This is a genomic window from uncultured Bradyrhizobium sp. (genome assembly GCF_936943645.1).
GTDB lineage: Bacteria > Pseudomonadota > Alphaproteobacteria > Rhizobiales > Xanthobacteraceae > Bradyrhizobium.
Genome location: NZ_CAKZJO010000084.1, coordinates 128607 through 143962 on the forward strand (window position 1 = coordinate 128607; position 15356 = coordinate 143962).

Here is a 15356-nt window from a genome sequence, read left to right on the forward strand (position 1 = left end):
CTTCGTCGTCTTGCAAATGCAAGTCACTCGCAATAAGGTTTCACGGAATATCCGGCGAGGCAATCGCTGCTGGTCATTTTTAGTTGCGTTCAAGTGTCGCAAGGGCTCAGCAGGGATCGTGCTCCTGAGGATGGCGCTCACTCAGCCCGCACCGCCGGCGGTTCTAGCGAACTGGAGGATGCTCCGCTTCGTCACCGGCAACCCGCGCCAGGTAGTCCCTCTTGCTGAACTGCATGTGATCGACGCACAGCTGCGCCAGCGCCCAGCTATCGCGGCCCTTCAATAGCTCGATCATCATCTCGTGCTGGCGCCGTGACTGCGCGAGGCCCTCGCGGTCGGCGAGGTTTTTTGCGCGCATCGGCAGCGTCAGGTTCATGTAGTCCTGCAACGAGCGCACGAGGTAAGGATTGCCGCAGGCCGAGAACAACGCGAGGTGAAAGGCGTCGTTGGCTTCGTGGATGCCGCGCAGATCCTGCAAATCGGCCTTGGCGCAGTATCGCCGTTGTAGCGCGCTCAGCTCGTCGATCAGGCTTTGCGCTGCGGGCAGGGGGATCATCAGCGCGGCCTGCCGCGTCAGCATCTCCCGCACCTCGTAAATCTGCCGGACCTCCTCGGCGGAGTAAAACCGCACGGTGGCGCCGACGTTCTTCTCGCGGCGGACGATGCCGCGGCGCTCCGCATCTACCAGCGCCTGACGCACGAAGTGCCTCGACGTGCCGTAGCGCGACATCAGCGCGTCCTCGGTGAGGCGCGCGGCGGGCGCGAGGCGGCCGAAGATGATGTCCTCCTCCAGCCGCGCGACGACGTCGTCCGGATCGTCGAGCCGGATCGGCATGCTGTCTGTGGTGCGAATATCGGGCATGCCCTCAGTCTCCCGGCGTCTGGCCGGCTCGCACTGTGGAGCAGGGAAGGGTTGGATTGTCAATAATTCGCGCTGGAGAGGGTACGATTTGACGGAAAATGCGACAATATGGACCAGGCTTATTGACAATCGAGGGGCGGGCTGTACCACAATGGCAACTGAAGGAGTGGCATGATGACGAGTGGTTTGCGCAAGGGTCTGACGAGCTATGGCGATGCCGGCTTCTCGCTGTTCCTGCGCAAGGCGTTCATCAAGGCCATGGGCTATTCCGACGACGCGCTGGAGCGTCCGATCGTCGGCATCACCAACACCTATAGCGACTACAATCCCTGCCACGGCAACGTCCCGCAGATCATCGAGGCCGCCAAGCGCGGCGTGATGCTGTCGGGCGCGATGCCGTTCGTGTTCCCGACCATCTCGATCGCAGAGAGCTTTGCACACCCGACCTCGATGTACCTGCGCAACCTGATGGCGATGGACACCGAGGAGATGATCCGGGCCCAGCCGATGGATTCGGTGATCGTGATCGGCGGCTGCGACAAGACGCTCCCGGCGCAAGTGATGGCCGCGATCAGCGCCGATCTTCCGACGGTTGTGATCCCCGTTGGCCCCATGGTGGTCGGCCACCACAAGGGTGAAGTGCTGGGCGCCTGCACCGATTGCCGCCGGCTCTGGGGCAAGTATCGCGCCGGCGAGATGGACGATGCCGAGATCGAGGCGGTCAACGGCCGTCTCGCGCCGTCGGTCGGCACCTGCATGGTGATGGGCACGGCCTCGACCATGGCCTGCATGATCGAGGCCATGGGCCTGTCGCTGCCGATGAGTGCGACCATCCCCGCGCCCCATGCCGAGCGCTTCCGGCTTGCTGAGGCCAGTGGCAAGGTCGCCGCCGAGATGGCCAAGACCAAGGGCCCGAAGCCGAGCGAGCTGCTGACGCCGGCGTCCTTCAAGAACGCGCAGGTGGTGCTCCAGGCGATCGGCGGCTCGACCAACGGCCTGATCCATCTGACCGCGATGGCGCATCGCTCGCCGCACCGGCTTGATCTCGAAAAGTTTGACCAGATCGGCCGCGAGGTGCCGGTGCTGGTCGACCTCAAGCCGTCCGGCGAGCACTACATGGAGCATTTCCATCACGCCGGCGGCGTGCCGAAGCTGCTGGCGCAGCTCGGCGACCTCGTCGATCTCGATGCCAAGACCATCTCGGGCCAGACGCTGCGCGACGTCGTCGGCAACGCCGAAGACGTGCCGGGCCAGGACGCGATCCGCTCGCGCGATAATCCGATCAAGAAGGAAGGCGGTCTTGCCGTTTTGCACGGCAATCTCGCCCCGCGCGGCGCAGTCATCAAGCAGTCGGCCGCGAGCCCGAAACTGTTGAAGCACACCGGGCGCGCGGTGGTGTTCGAGTCCGTCGAGGACATGACCCTGCGGGTCGATGCTCCCGATCTCGACGTCTCCGCCGACGACGTGCTGGTGCTGCGCAATGCCGGCCCGAAAGGGGCGCCCGGCATGCCCGAGGCCGGCTATCTGCCGATCCCGAAGAAGCTCGCGCGCGGCGGCACCAAGGACATGGTGCGCATTTCCGATGCGCGCATGAGCGGCACGGCGTTCGGCACCATCGTGCTGCACATCACCCCGGAATCCGCCGTGGGCGGGCCGCTGGCGCTGGTGCAGAACGGCGACATGATCAGCCTCGATGTGGCCAAGCGCAGCATCGAGCTGCTGGTCGATGCGGCCGAGCTGGAGCGCCGCCGGGCAGCTTTGACGCCGGCCGCGGCGCCCGAGGAGGCACGGCGGGGCTACGCCTGGCTGTTCAACGAAACCATCATGCAGGCCGACGAGGGCTGCGACTTCGATTTCATGCAGAGGACTGGGAAGACGACTGAGAAGGGTTGATCGGCCACTCGATCGAGCGCTCAGACCGCACAAGCGGCGGGCGATACAACAGGGGGAAACGATGATTGCACGATCCATGCGTGGGTTGGCGGCTGCGGCTGCCGTGCTGTTCGTGACCGGGGCGGGGGCGCAGGAGGTGAAGCATTATCGCTTCGCCTATGACCAGCCGCGCAACACCGGCTATTCCATCGCGGGTGACCTGTTTGCCGAGAAGCTCAAGGAATTGAGCAAAGGCACCATGATCATCGACCAATACCCCGGCGCGCAGCTCGGGCAAGAGCCGCAAGTGCTCCAGCTCGTGAAGGCCGGAGACGTCGAATTCTCGATCATCTCCTCGGCCAACACGGCGACGATCTCGCCGCAGGCCGGCGTGATGTCCTTGCACTATCTCTTCCGCGACGAGAAACATGTGGTCAAGGGCCTCGCCGATCCCCGCGTATTCGAAGCTCTCAAGGCCATGATCGACGAGACCACGCAGGGCCTGCACGTGATCGCGACGGGCTCGCAAGGTGTGCGCCACATGTACGCGAAGCGGGAGATCCACAATGTGGCCGATATCAAGGGCCTGAAGGTCCGCGTGCAGGCGACCGCGACCGAGGACACCATGTTCCCGGCCTATGGCGCCCAGACCGTGCACATGCCGTTCGGCAGCGTCTATACCAGCTTGCAAACCGGCGTCGTCGACGTCGCCGAGAACAGCATCAATGTCTACCTCGTCAACAAGCACTACGAAGTGGCGCCGGTCCTGAACATCACCGAGCATGAAGCCAACAACGCGCTGGTGTTCATCTCGGACAAGCTCTGGCAAAGCCTCTCCGCCGAGCAGAAGGGGTGGGTGCAGACCGCGGCCAACGAGATCAGCACCAAGGAGCCGGCGAAGGCGTTCGAGCTCGAGCGCACCGCGGCCGAGAAGCTCAAGAAGATGGGCGTGAAAATCGTCGACAACGTCGACAAGAAGAGCTTTGCGGCCGTCGCCGATCCCTATCTCGACAAGCTCGCCAAGGAGCTCGGCCCGCATGCCGAGAAGATCAAGGATCTGATCCGGTCGATCAATTAGTTCCAGCAAGGTCGTCATGCCCGGGCTTGTCCCGGGCATCCACGTTCTTTCTTCCACCCCCGCGCCAGAGTGCGTGGATGGCCGGGACAAGCCCGGCCATGACGGAAAGCTGCAGCCGGGAGCAACGATGGCCATTGCCGACAAACTGCTGGTGCAACGCCAGCGCCACCTGAAGTGGCGCTGGCTCGACTGGCTCGAGCTTGCGCTGATGATCCTGTGCGGCGTGCTGTGCTTCGGCTTCTCGCTGTCGGTCACCGCCGACATCGTCACCCGCACCATCGGTCATCCCTGGCTGTGGCTCCAGGAGGTCACCTCGACGCTGTTCATCTACGCGATCTTCATCGGAACGGCGGCTGCGACGCGGCGCAACGACCACCTCTATCTCACCGCGATCTCCGAGGCGATGCACGGCACCCCGCGGCTGGTCGTCGAAGTCATCATCCGCATCGTCGTGCTCGGCGTTGCCTTCTGCCTGATCTGGTACGGCTATCAGAATTATCTGCGCGGCTTCGGCAGCTTCCGCCTGCCGTCGGGCACGCCGATCGCCTCACTCTATGCGATCATTCCATTGTCGGGTGTGCTGATTGGCTTGTTCACCGTCGAGCAGCTCGTCAACGGCTTGCGCAACGGCTTTGACCATCCCGAGCCTCCCGAGGAAGACGGAGCGCCTGTCGTTACCGACGCACAGATGAGGGCGCAACCGTGAGCGCACCCATTGTCCTGGCGTTGATGACGATCTGCTTCCTGTCGTTCGGATACCTTGGCGTGCCCGTGCCGTTCTCGTTGATGGCCGGCGTCTTCATCGGCGCGCTGCTGTCGGACGTTTCGCTCGCCGCGATCATCCAGAAGATCTTTGACGGCGTCGATTCCGAGGCGCTGCTGGCGATCCCGTTCTTCCTGCTGGTCGGCGAACTCATGAGCTCGGCCAATGTAGTGGTGCGAATAGCCAATCTCTCGGTGTCGCTGGTCGGGCATATCAGAGGCGGGCTGTCGCAGGTCGTGGTCGTCTTCAGCATGTTCTTTTCGGAGATGTCGGGCTCGACCACCGCCGACGTCGCCGTGATGAGCCGTGCGCTGGGCGGCCCGATGAAGCGTGAGGGCTATGAGCCTGCCTTCATCGCCGCGATCATCGCCTCGGCCTCGACCATCGCCGCGCTGGTGCCGCCGAGCATCACCGCCGTGGTCTATGGCGCCGTCGGTAACGTCTCGATTGCCGGCCTGTTCATGGCAGGTGTGGTGCCGGGCCTGATGATCGGCTTCGGCCTGATGATCTATTGCTATTTCTTCGGCCCCTCCGGCCTGCGCAAGCCGCGCGCCCCGCTGCGGCAGGTGGTGTTCGCGGCCGGCGATGCCGCCCTGCCGCTGATGATTCCGGTCATTCTGCTGGGCGGCATCCTCACCGGCTGGTTCACGCCGACGGAGGCCGGCGTCGTCGCCGTGGTCTGGATCGTGCTCGTCGTGATCCCCGCGCTCAATCGCGGGCATATCAGGAAGATCCCTTACGATTTCTGCCTCGCTGGTCTGATCTTCTCGCTGCCGCTGATCACGATCGGCGCGGCCAACGCCTTCGGCTGGATGCTGGCTTATCTGCGCGGCGCGACCTACATCGCCGAGTGGATCACGTCGATCGCCGGCAACGATCCGCACCTGATCATGCTGCTGATGGTGCTGCTCTTCACCGTGGTCGGGGACTTCATCGAGCCGGTGCCGACCATCATCATCTTCATGCCGCTGGTCAACGCGCTGACGGAGGCCGGCGATATCAATGCGGTCCACATGGGAGTCGTGCTGATCGCAACGCTCGCCTTCGGTCTGATCACACCGCCTTATGGCCTGGTGTTGCTGATGGCGTCGAAATTCGTCGGCATCAGCTTTGCCAAGGCGCTGCGTGCGGCGTTGCCGATCTACCTGGTCTTCCTCGGCACGATCGCGTTCGCGATCTACTTCCCCAGCGTCGTGTTGTGGCTGCCGCGGCACGTGCTGCCGGAATCGGTCGGGTGCTTCAAGTCGCCGGCGGGGACGGGCTATATCTGTCCGCAATAACGATTTGCTCGATCCGCCATCCCCCGGCGTCGCGCAGATAGCGGAACGGGGTGGCGTGGCTGTTCTTGAAATAGCTGCCGGACAAAGCGTTCGCCATCGCCTGCATCACCGCGTCATGGCAGACGAACAGCAGGTCGTCGTCGGGATGACGTTCCAGCCAAGCGGAGACGCAAGCCAGCGACCGCCCGGCCATGGCGTCCCAGCTCTCCCCGTCGCCCGTCAGGATCGACACGAGGCCCGTCGCCGACGTGACGCCGTGCTTGATCATGACGTCGCGGACAGGGAGGCCCTCGAGGCTGCCGAAATCGAATTCGATGATGCGGTCATCGATTTCCAGCGGGACCGAAATCGCCGCCGCGATGATCTCGGCGGTTCGTGCCGCGCGCACCAGGGGGCTTGCGACGATGCGGCTGATGCCGATGCCGCGCAGCATGTCCGCCGCCTCGTGCGCCTGCCGCAGGCCGTCCTCGTTCAGCGGGTTGTCGGTCCGGCCCTGGAAACGCCCTTCGCGATTCCAGTCGGTGGCGCCGTGACGAAGGCCGACGAAGCTGCGCGCGGGCGTCACTTCGACTTGCTCGTGAATTTCTTCACGGCCGTGCGGAATTCTTCCGTGTTCATCGCCATGATGATCTTGTGCTCCTCGGCATCGAGCTGCTGCTTCACCGGCGTGGTCGCGGCCTGATAGACCAGCTGCTTGGTGCCGGCGATGGCAGCGGGCGGGTTCTGCGCCAGACGCTCGGCGAGCTGCCGCGTGGCCGCCTTCAGCTCGGTGGCAGGAACGGTCTTGGCGACCAGACCCCATTCATGGGCTTGCTGCGCGGTAAAATTGTCCTCGGCGAGAAAGATCTGCAGCGCGCGACGCGAGCCGACCGTACCGACGATGCCGACCGTGGAGCCGCCATCCGGCGATACCCCGATCTTGGCATAGGCCGGCGTGAACTTGGCATCGTCTGCGGCGATGCAGAGATCGGTGACGAAGGCGAGGCCCATGCCGGCGCCGGCCGCCGAGCCGTGCACGCTCGACAGCGAGATCTTGGGCATGCGCCTGACGATCTCGATGAAGGCATGATAGTGCTTCAAGAGCTCGCCGACCACGGGCGTCACTGTATTGGCCTCGGCCGCAGCGCCGATCGTCTGCAGATCGCCGCCGGCCGAGAAGGCGCGGCCTTCGCCTTCGATCACCAGGACCTTGATGGCGTCGTCGCCTTCGATATACGCCGCGAGCTGCTCGAGCTTTTGCGCAATCGCAAGGTTGATCGAGTTGAAGGCGGCGGGGCGGTTGAGCGTGATGGTCGCGATCGGGCCGTCGATCTTGAGCAGGGCGGGATCGTCGGGCTGGGAGACGGGTGCTGGCATCCTGGATATCCCCGGCATGAGGTGGTTGGTCGCGACTAAATCGCAGAAGGCGGGGGGAGACAATCCCTCACTGCCCTTGCACTCGATGGAACGATAGGCTCAAATGGGTGTGCCTTTTCCAAGGGACGGACACGAGCGCCGGCTCCTCGTAAGGCCAGCAACCAAAATCAGCGAGAGAGGAGACGACATGGGTTACGCTCGTGTCTTCCGGAAATGGGCTGTCCGATGAGCGACGGTCCGGTGATCATCGTCGGGGCCGGCCATGGCGGCTATCAGGTCGCGGCGTCGCTGCGCCAGGCGGGCTTTGAAGGGCGCGTCTGCCTGATCAATGACGAGGCGCATCTGCCCTATCAGCGACCGCCGCTGTCCAAGGCCTACATCAAGGGCTCGGCCGGCCCTGAGAGCCTGATGTTCCGCCCCGAAAAATTCTACCAGGACCAGAAGATCGAGCTGATTGCAGGCCGCGCGGTGTCGATCGACCGCCCGAAGCGCAAGCTGCACCTCGCCTCGGGCGACACGCTCGATTACGGCCATCTCGTGCTGGCGACGGGCGCGCGCAACCGGCTGCTCGATCTGCCGAACGCCAACCTGCCGGACGTGAAATATCTGCGCATCCTCGACGAGAGCGAGGCACTGCGGGCGATCATGCCGTCGAAGACGCGGGCGGTGATCATCGGCGCCGGCTTCATCGGCCTCGAATTCGCCGCCACCGCGCGGATCAAGGGCCTCGAGGTCGATGTGCTCGAGCTTGCCCCGCGCGTGATGGCGCGCGCGGTGACGGCCGAGGTTTCGGAGTATTTCCAGGCGCGCCATCGCGAGGCCGGCATCCGCATTCATCTCGGCGTTCAGGCCACCTCCATCGAGGCCGAAGGCGGCAAGGTCACCGGCGTCTCCCTGAGCGACGGCCGGCATCTGCCGGCCGACCTCGTCGTGGTCGGCGTCGGCGTGCTGCCGAACATCGAGCTCGCGGCCGAGGCGGGGCTGCCGGTTGCCGCCGGCATCATCGTCGACGAATATCTGTCGACCGCCGATCCCGACATCTCCGCGATCGGCGATTGCGCGCTGTTTGCAAGCCCGCGCTTTGGCGGCTCGCTGCGGCTGGAATCGGTGCAGAACGCCACCGACCACGCCCGCTGCCTGGCCGCACGGCTGACCGGCGACATGAAGCCCTATGACGGCCATCCCTGGTTCTGGAGCGACCAGGGCGACGACAAGCTGCAGATCGCGGGGCTGACCACCGGCTACGACCGCGTCGTGCTGCGCGGTGATCCCGCCAGGAAGGCGTTTTCGGCGTTCTGCTACAAGGGCGACCAACTGCTCGGCATCGAATCGATCAACCGCGCCGGTGACCACATGTTCGGCCGCCGCTTGCAGGGCATGGGCCGCTCGATCACGCCGGAGCAGGCCGCCGACGAAAGCTTCGACCTGAAGAGCGCTCTGGCGTGACGATCTTCTCCCTCGCCCCGCAAGCAGGGCGAGGTGAAGGAAGCCGCAGCTCGCGCTAAAGCACAGCCGCGACCTCCGTGGCCGTCGGCATCGACGGCCCGGCGCCCATCCGCTGCACGCTGATCGAGGCCGCCGCATTGGCGAAGGTGAGGGCAGCGCGGAGAGCCGCGCCGCTGGCGAGCTGAGCTGCCAGAGCGCCGACGAAACAGTCGCCGGCGCCTGTGGTGTCAACGGCCTTCACCGCGCGGCCCGGCACGGCAAATTCCTCGTGTCCCGCCAGCGCGAGTACGCCGCGCTTGCCGAGCGTGACGCAAATGGTCTGGTCCGCGCGCGCCTGAAGCTGTCGTGCGACGTCGATGATCCTTGCGGCCTCGTCGCTGTCCGAAAGCTCGGTGCCGGCGAGGAAGCCGAGCTCAGTCTCGTTCAGCACGAGGATGTCGACCAGCGCCAGCAACTCGCTCGACATCTTCTGTGCCGGCGCCGGGTTGAGCACCGTCGTGGCGCCGGCCTCGCGGGCGCGCTGGAAGAAGGCGGCAATGGTCGGCAGCGGAATCTCGAATTGGCTGACGGCGACATCGCCCTTCGCCAGCGCCGCATCTGCGACATCGTCCGCGCTGACCTGCGCATTGCTGCCGGGAACGACGACGATCGTGTTGTCGGAGGCGGCGACCGTGATGATCGCTGTGCCGGTGTGGGTGTCAGCGTCGCGGACGGAGCCGAGATCGATGCCTTGCGCGCCCAGGAACGTGCGCAGCTCCGCGCCGAACGCATCCTTGCCCAGCCGCCCGATCAGCGTGGTCTGTGCGCCGAGCCGCGCCGCCGCTACCGCCTGGTTCGCTCCCTTGCCGCCCGGGAAATACAGCACCTGCCGGCCGGCGACGGTCTCGCCGACCTTCGGATGGCGATCGGCGGTCGCCACCACATCCATGTTGATGCTGCCGGCGATGAAGACGCGCCCCATGATGTGACCTTCGAAATCCTAGACCCTGACCTCGAACTCGTGCCTGACTTTGGCGATGTCCACAAGGGTCGGCAGGCCGGCCTCGTTGCCGAGGCGCTGGATCTTGAAGGTCGAGGCGGCGCGGGCGAAATCAAAATGCTCGCGCCAGCTTTTGCCGGGATGGGCGAGGTAGGAATAGACATAGGCGCCGTGGAAAACGTCGCCGGCACCATTGGTGTCGATCACGCGCTCGCGCGGGATCGGCATCGCCGGCATCACCTGCACCGTCCCGGTCTCGTCGTACCAGAGCAATCCCTTCTCGCCCATGGTGACGCCGCCGATCTTGCAGCCGCGGCTCTTGAGATAGTCGAGCATCTTCTCCGGCGTCAGGTCCATCTGCTCGCACAGCCGTTCGGCGACGATGGCGACGTCGATATACTCCAGGAGCTCATGCGTGTTGGTGCGCAGGCCGCCGCCGTCGAGCGAGGTCAGAATGCCGGCCTCGCGGCAAACCTTGGCGTAGTGGAGCGCGGCGTCCGGTTGATGGCCGTCGACATGCAGCGCGCGGCAGCCGCCGAGATTGAGCATCGGGAAGGGATGGATGTGCTCGTCGTCGCGGCAGCGGACGATGGCGCGCTTGCCGTCCTTGGGCATGATGAAGGAGAGCGAGGACTGGTTCACCTTCCGCCCGTGCAGCGAGATCGCGTATTTCGCGCACATGTCCTGGAACATGCGCCCCAGCCAGTCATTGGCCGCGGTCGCGATCAGATCCGGCACGATGCCGAGCTTGGCGCAGCAGAACGCCGCCGTCACCGCGTTGCCGCCGAAGGAGACCGCGTAGTCCGAGGCCACGTGCTTCTCGTCGCCGGTCGGCATGTGGTCGGTGATGAAGACGACGTCGATATAGGTCTGTCCGATGAAGAGAGCCTGCATTGCTTGTCCGTCATGCGCTTTGTGGTCCCGGCCGACGCGCGTACTGTAGCACCGGTTCCGCCGGGGGATCGCTGAAATTATTCGCAAAACTGCCGCCCGAAGCGCTTGAGGTCAGCATGCGGCCGGAATACGACCATCACCGGGCAATGCCAAGCCCGGACAAACGCCGTGTTTCGGCTCACAGGTTCCAGGCCGATCAAAAGGGGGAGAGATGATCACGGGCCTCGATCACGTCGTCGTCCTGGTCAGGGACATCGATGCGGCCAAGGCGGCCTATCAGACGCTGCTTGCCCGCGCGCCGGCCTGGCAGAATTCCGGCGAGGGCGCTGATCGCGTGCTGTTCACTCTCGAAAACATGACGATCGAGCTGATGGCGCCGAGCGGCTTCACAGCGACGGCCGACCGGATGCGCGCGCTGCTCGATGACCAGGAGGGCATGCTCGCCAGCCTGTGCTTTCGTGTCGCAGACATGAGCAGGATGCACCGGCGGCTGGAGCGGGTGGCCTTGAAACCTGATCCCGTCACCGAGGTGGAAAGCAGCGACGCCGAATCGGGCGCCGTCCTGCATTGGAAACGCACGCGCGCCACCACGGAACTCACACGCGGCGTGCGCATGTTCTTCCTCGAGCTTGCCGACGAGCGCCCGGTCTCGGCTGTGACCGATGTCGCGCCGATCGACGGCCTCGACCATGTCGTGACCACCACCGAGGATTCCGAACGTGCCGCCGCGCTCTACGGCGCACGGCTCGGGCTCGACCTGGCGCTCGACCGCTCGCATCAGGATTGGGGCCAGCTGATGTTCTTCCGCTGCGGCGACCTCATCGTCGAGGTGGTGCGTCGGCCCGTCGCCGGCGGTGATCCCCAACATGATCGGCTCTGGGGCCTGAGCTGGCGCGTGGCCGACATCGACGCCACCCGCGCCCGCCTGATCGCCGCCGGCCTCGACGTCACCGAAGTGCGCAACGGCCGCAAGCCGGGCACGCGGATCATGACGGTCAGGAGCGGGACCTGCGGGATTCAGACGGTGCTCCTGGAGCGCTCGCCGAAGCCGGTGGAGTAGGGGGCGGCCTGCCCGCTTGTAATTGCTCTCGTGTCCCGGACGCGCTGCAACGCTCTTGCGTTGCTGCGCAGAGCCGGGACCCAGACGGCCGAAACCTCGCACTCGGAGGCGTGGGCCCCGGCTCTGCAGCGCACCGCTGAAGCGCTGCGCTGCGTCCGGGGCACGAGATCGTTCTCAAACGGACGCCCGCGTGTTACACGCGTATAGACAGCACCCAGCGAGCACCCGGTTTGGCGAAGGCAAAGCGAACTCTGAAATGGCAGCGCGATCCCGAGGGGATGCGGCTGCGCATTCTCGAAGCCGCCAAGCAGGAGTTTTCCGCCCATGGCCTTGCCGGTGCGCGCGTCGATCGCATTGCGGCCAAGGCCGGCGCCAACAAGCGCATGCTCTACTACCACGTCGGCAACAAGGACGAGCTCTATCTGACGGTGCTGGAAGGCGCCTATGACAAGATCCGCAGCGAGGAGCGGGGGCTGGATCTCGAGCATCTCGAGCCGCCCGAGGCGATCCGCCGCCTGATCGAGTTCACCTGGAATTACTTCCTGCGCAATCCCGAATTCCTGTCGCTGCTGCAGACCGAGAACCTCGCGCGCGCAAAGCACCTGAAGAAATCGACCAAGGTCAAGTCGATGCACTCGCCCTTCGTCGAGATGATCCGCACCGTGGTGCGGCGCGGCGTCGACAGCGGCGACTTCCAGGTCGCGGTCGATCCGGTGCAGCTCTACATCTCGATCGCCGGGCTCTGCTTCTTCTACCTCTCGAACTCGGCTACGCTCAGCGTGATCTTCGGCCGTGATCTGCTGGACAAGAAGGCCAAGGACGAGCGGCTGGCCCACATGGTCGGCCTCGTGCTGGCGGCGCTGACGGGGCGCTCGGCCGCGTTGTTCGACATCGCGAAGGCGCCGAAGCCGCGCGCCGCGGTGGCGCAGACGGTTTAGTCCATCGTCGTCCCGGCGAACGCCGGGACCCATACCGCGTGATCTGTCGATCGTGCGTGGTGCTAATCCCGAACGACCAGTCTGCGCCAAATTTCTTCCTGTGGTTATGGGTCCCGTCGTTCGCCGGGACGACGCCGAGGATTTGGCGCGGCCTTCGCCCTACCTGATCCCCGGAACCCGCCGCAAAACGTCACAGGGAAAACCTCTGGACAGTATTTATCCAACGGGTTAATTTCTCCCCACAACGAAGAAGACTGCCGGGAGTGAAATTTGGCCGAGCCGAAGCCGCAAAATGCGATCTCCAAGCTGCTGAATGCCGCCTGGGTTCGGCCGTTCTTGTTCCTGGTGTTCATCGTGGTCGCTTGGGATCTTTCGATCCGGCTGTTCAGGATTCCCGCCTATCAGATCCCCTCGCCGGGCGACGTTCTTGCCGTGCTGCGCACCGAATGGCCGGAACTGCTGCGCCAGTCCTGGCCGACGACTTATGCGACCGTCTGCGGCTTCCTGCTGTCGGCGCTGTTCGGCATTCCCGTCGCCATGCTGATCGCGGGCTCCAAGACGGTGGAAAGCTACGTCTATCCGCTGCTGGTGTTCTCCCAGTCCGTGCCGAAGATCGCCATCGCGCCTCTGTTCGTCGTGTGGTTCGGCTTCGGCATCATTCCCAAGGTGATCTCGGCATTCCTCCTTGGATTCTTCCCGGTGGTCGTCTCCGCCGTGCAGGGCTTCAAGTCGGTCGATCCCGACATGGTCGATCTCGCCCGCGCCATGCAGGGCAGTCGCTTCCAGGTATTTCGCGCGGTGAACCTGCCGCATGCGCTGCCGGCGATCTTCTCCGGCCTCAAAGTGTCCGTGACACTCGCCGTGGTCGGCGCCGTCGTCGGCGAGTTCGTCGGCTCCAATTCCGGCATTGGCTATGTGATGCAGCGCTCGATCGGCACCTTCGACCTGCCGACAATGTTCGCGGCGCTCGTGATCCTGGCGCTGCTCGGCGTGGTCCTGTTCTGGATCGTCGACCGGATCGAGAAGCTGGTCATCCCCTGGCACGTCAGCCAGCGCGAGGACGTGATTTTCGCCTCTTAGACTCAAGCATCGATCGGCCACCAACGGCCGACGCAACAACGACAGGGAGAGTGACGATGAGGAAGTGGATTGGAGCTGCATCCGTGGCGCTGATGGCGTTTGCGGCGATGCCGGCGCAGGCAGCCGACAAGGTCGTGCTGATGCTCAACTGGTATGTCTATGGCGAGCACGCGCCGTTCTATTACGGCAAGGCCAAGGGCATCTATGCCGCCGAGGGCATCGACCTCGAGATCCAGGAAGGCCGCGGCTCGGCCGCGACCACGCAGGCCGTCGCCGCCAAGACAGCCGATTTCGGCTATGTCGACGTGCCCACCATGATGCGCGCCGCTATCAAGGGCGCGCCCGTGGTTGCGACCGGTGTGCTGCTGCAGACCTCGCCGATGTCCGCCATGGGCTTCGTCGAGAAGAACATCAAAAAGCCCGAGGACATCAAGGGCAAGACGGTGGCGATCACGCCCGCCGATTCCATGACCCAGATCTGGCCGCTGTTCCTGAAGAAGACCGGCCTGAAGGAAAGCGATTTCCAGACCGTTGCCGGTGACGGCCAGACCAAGCTCAACGCCGTCATCAACGGTCAGGCTGACCTCTTGCTCGGCTACGTCATGGACCAGTCCATGAAGATCAAGGACGCCACCGGCAAGGACGTCTATCCGATCAAGTTCGCCGACTACGGCATCAACATGGTCTCATCAGGCATCATCGCCAACGCCGACTATGTGAAGGCCAATGCCGATCTCGTCCGCCGCTTCATGTCGGCGACGACCAAGGCGGTGGAAGCCGCCGAGAAGGAGCCGAAGGCGGCGGCGCAGTCGATCCTCGATGCCAACCCCAAGGGCGGCAAGATCGACACGCTGACCCAGGGTTTTGAGCTGACCATCCCGCTCTACCGGACCGCGGAGACCAAGGGCAAGCGCCCGTTCCAGGTCACTGACCAGAACATGACCGAGACCGTCAATCTGCTGGTCGAATATGGCGGGCTCGACGCCAAGGCAAAAGACAACCCGAAGGCCTTCTACACCAACGACTATCTGCCGAAGAGTGGCTCGTGAGCGATCATTTTCCGCTGTCGTCCCTGCGAACGCAGGGACCCATAACCACCGGCCGCGATGGTTACGGATGGTCTCTCCCCGCGTGCCCGACCGCGCCGGCACGGCGTATGGGTCCCTGCGTTCGCAGGGACGACGGGCGGAGACTGCTGTGATGAATCCTGCGATCAAACCAGTCGATACGCAACCGGCCGCGCATCTGCGCCTGGTCTCGGATCGCGCTGGTAACGACGCGTCCGGCATCAAGCTGTCCGGCGTATCCAAGACCTACAGGACGCGCGACGGCGACGTGCCGTCGCTACGGCCGCTCGACTTCCACATCAATGACGGCGAGTTCTTCGTCGTGGTCGGCCCCTCCGGCTGCGGCAAGTCCACGCTGCTCAAGCTGATCTCGGGACTGTTGCCGCCGACTACGGGCGAGATCCTGGTCGAGGGCGAGAAGGTGACGACGCCGCACGGCAATGTCGGCATCGTCTTCCAGAACGCGTTGTTGCTGCCCTGGCGCAACATCCTTGGCAACGTCATGTTGCCGATCGACATGAAGCGGCTGCCGCGGCAGGAATATCTCGACCGCGCCAAGTCGCTGCTGAAACTGGTCGGGCTCGAAGGTTTCGAGAAGAAGCTGCCGTGGCAGCTCTCCGGCGGCATGCAGCAGCGCGCCTCGATCTGCCGTGCCCTCGTGCATGATCCCAGGATCATGCT

Annotated in this window: 15 protein-coding genes; 10 read left to right on the plus strand and 5 right to left on the minus strand. The window is 64.6% G+C overall.

The annotated features are described in order from the left end of the window. Positions 1-163: 163 nt before the first annotated feature. Entirely contained in the window at positions 164-862 is a 699-nt protein-coding gene (locus Q0743_RS24660) for a GntR family transcriptional regulator (protein WP_298244078.1), read from the minus strand. A 174-nt stretch (positions 863-1036) separates the two neighbouring features. Between Q0743_RS24660 and Q0743_RS24665 the strand changes: the two genes are divergently transcribed. The 4 genes from Q0743_RS24665 (at position 1037) to Q0743_RS24680 (ending at position 5855) form a co-directional block, all read left to right on the plus strand. Next, positions 1037-2755 (plus strand): IlvD/Edd family dehydratase, encoded by a 1719-nt coding sequence (locus Q0743_RS24665; protein WP_298244079.1) that lies wholly within the window; start codon positions 1037-1039, stop codon positions 2753-2755. A gap of 61 nt (positions 2756-2816) precedes the next feature. Then, positions 2817-3812 (plus strand): TRAP transporter substrate-binding protein, encoded by a 996-nt coding sequence (locus tag Q0743_RS24670; RefSeq protein WP_298244080.1) that lies wholly within the window; start codon positions 2817-2819, stop codon positions 3810-3812. Between the two features lie 127 nt (positions 3813-3939). Next, complete coding sequence (locus tag Q0743_RS24675) at positions 3940-4518, plus strand: TRAP transporter small permease (RefSeq protein WP_298244081.1); 579 nt, start codon at positions 3940-3942, stop codon at positions 4516-4518. Next, positions 4515-5855, plus strand: coding sequence for a TRAP transporter large permease (locus tag Q0743_RS24680; protein WP_298244082.1), 1341 nt, complete (start codon positions 4515-4517; stop codon positions 5853-5855). Before Q0743_RS24675 ends, Q0743_RS24680 begins: the two co-directional genes overlap by 4 nt. On the opposite strand, the gene Q0743_RS24685 is transcribed toward Q0743_RS24680, so the two are convergent. Both Q0743_RS24685 and Q0743_RS24690 read right to left on the minus strand, forming a co-directional pair. Then, entirely contained in the window at positions 5815-6420 is a 606-nt protein-coding gene (locus Q0743_RS24685) for a histidine phosphatase family protein (protein ID WP_298244083.1), read from the minus strand. The two genes, Q0743_RS24680 and Q0743_RS24685, sit on opposite strands and share 41 nt — an antisense overlap. Then, a complete protein-coding gene (locus tag Q0743_RS24690) occupies positions 6417-7211 on the minus strand; it encodes an enoyl-CoA hydratase-related protein (protein ID WP_298244084.1) in 795 nt (264 codons plus the stop codon). The genes Q0743_RS24685 and Q0743_RS24690 overlap by 4 nt, the downstream gene beginning before the upstream one ends. A 225-nt stretch (positions 7212-7436) precedes the next feature. On the opposite strand from Q0743_RS24690, the gene Q0743_RS24695 reads away from it, so the two are divergent. Next, entirely contained in the window at positions 7437-8657 is a 1221-nt protein-coding gene (locus Q0743_RS24695; protein WP_298244085.1) for an FAD-dependent oxidoreductase, read from the plus strand. Positions 8658-8712: 55 nt separating this feature from the next. On the opposite strand, the gene rbsK is transcribed toward Q0743_RS24695, so the two are convergent. Both rbsK and Q0743_RS24705 read right to left on the minus strand, forming a co-directional pair. Continuing rightward, positions 8713-9618: a ribokinase gene (gene rbsK, locus Q0743_RS24700; RefSeq protein WP_298244086.1), complete on the minus strand. Its 906-nt coding sequence runs from the start codon at positions 9616-9618 to the stop codon at positions 8713-8715. Between the two features lie 18 nt (positions 9619-9636). After that, entirely contained in the window at positions 9637-10530 is an 894-nt protein-coding gene (locus tag Q0743_RS24705; RefSeq protein ID WP_298244087.1) for a sugar kinase, read from the minus strand. Positions 10531-10741: 211 nt separating this feature from the next. Between Q0743_RS24705 and Q0743_RS24710 the strand changes: the two genes are divergently transcribed. The 5 genes from Q0743_RS24710 to Q0743_RS24730 all read left to right on the plus strand — a co-directional run. After that, on the plus strand, positions 10742-11590 hold the full coding sequence (locus Q0743_RS24710; RefSeq protein WP_298244088.1) for a VOC family protein: 849 nt from the start codon (positions 10742-10744) through the stop codon (positions 11588-11590). Between the two features lie 230 nt (positions 11591-11820). Continuing rightward, a complete protein-coding gene (locus tag Q0743_RS24715; protein ID WP_298244089.1) occupies positions 11821-12528 on the plus strand; it encodes a TetR/AcrR family transcriptional regulator in 708 nt (235 codons plus the stop codon). Between the two features lie 270 nt (positions 12529-12798). Beyond that, entirely contained in the window at positions 12799-13608 is an 810-nt protein-coding gene (locus Q0743_RS24720) for an ABC transporter permease (protein ID WP_298244090.1), read from the plus strand. A 56-nt stretch (positions 13609-13664) separates the two neighbouring features. Further along, the gene (locus Q0743_RS24725) at positions 13665-14657 is read left to right on the plus strand and encodes an ABC transporter substrate-binding protein (RefSeq protein WP_298244091.1); all 993 of its coding nucleotides are present in this window, start codon (positions 13665-13667) and stop codon (positions 14655-14657) included. Positions 14658-14808: 151 nt separating this feature from the next. After that, positions 14809-15356, plus strand: a 548-nt coding sequence (locus Q0743_RS24730) for an ABC transporter ATP-binding protein (RefSeq protein WP_298244092.1), incomplete at its 3' end; no start/stop codon positions are given.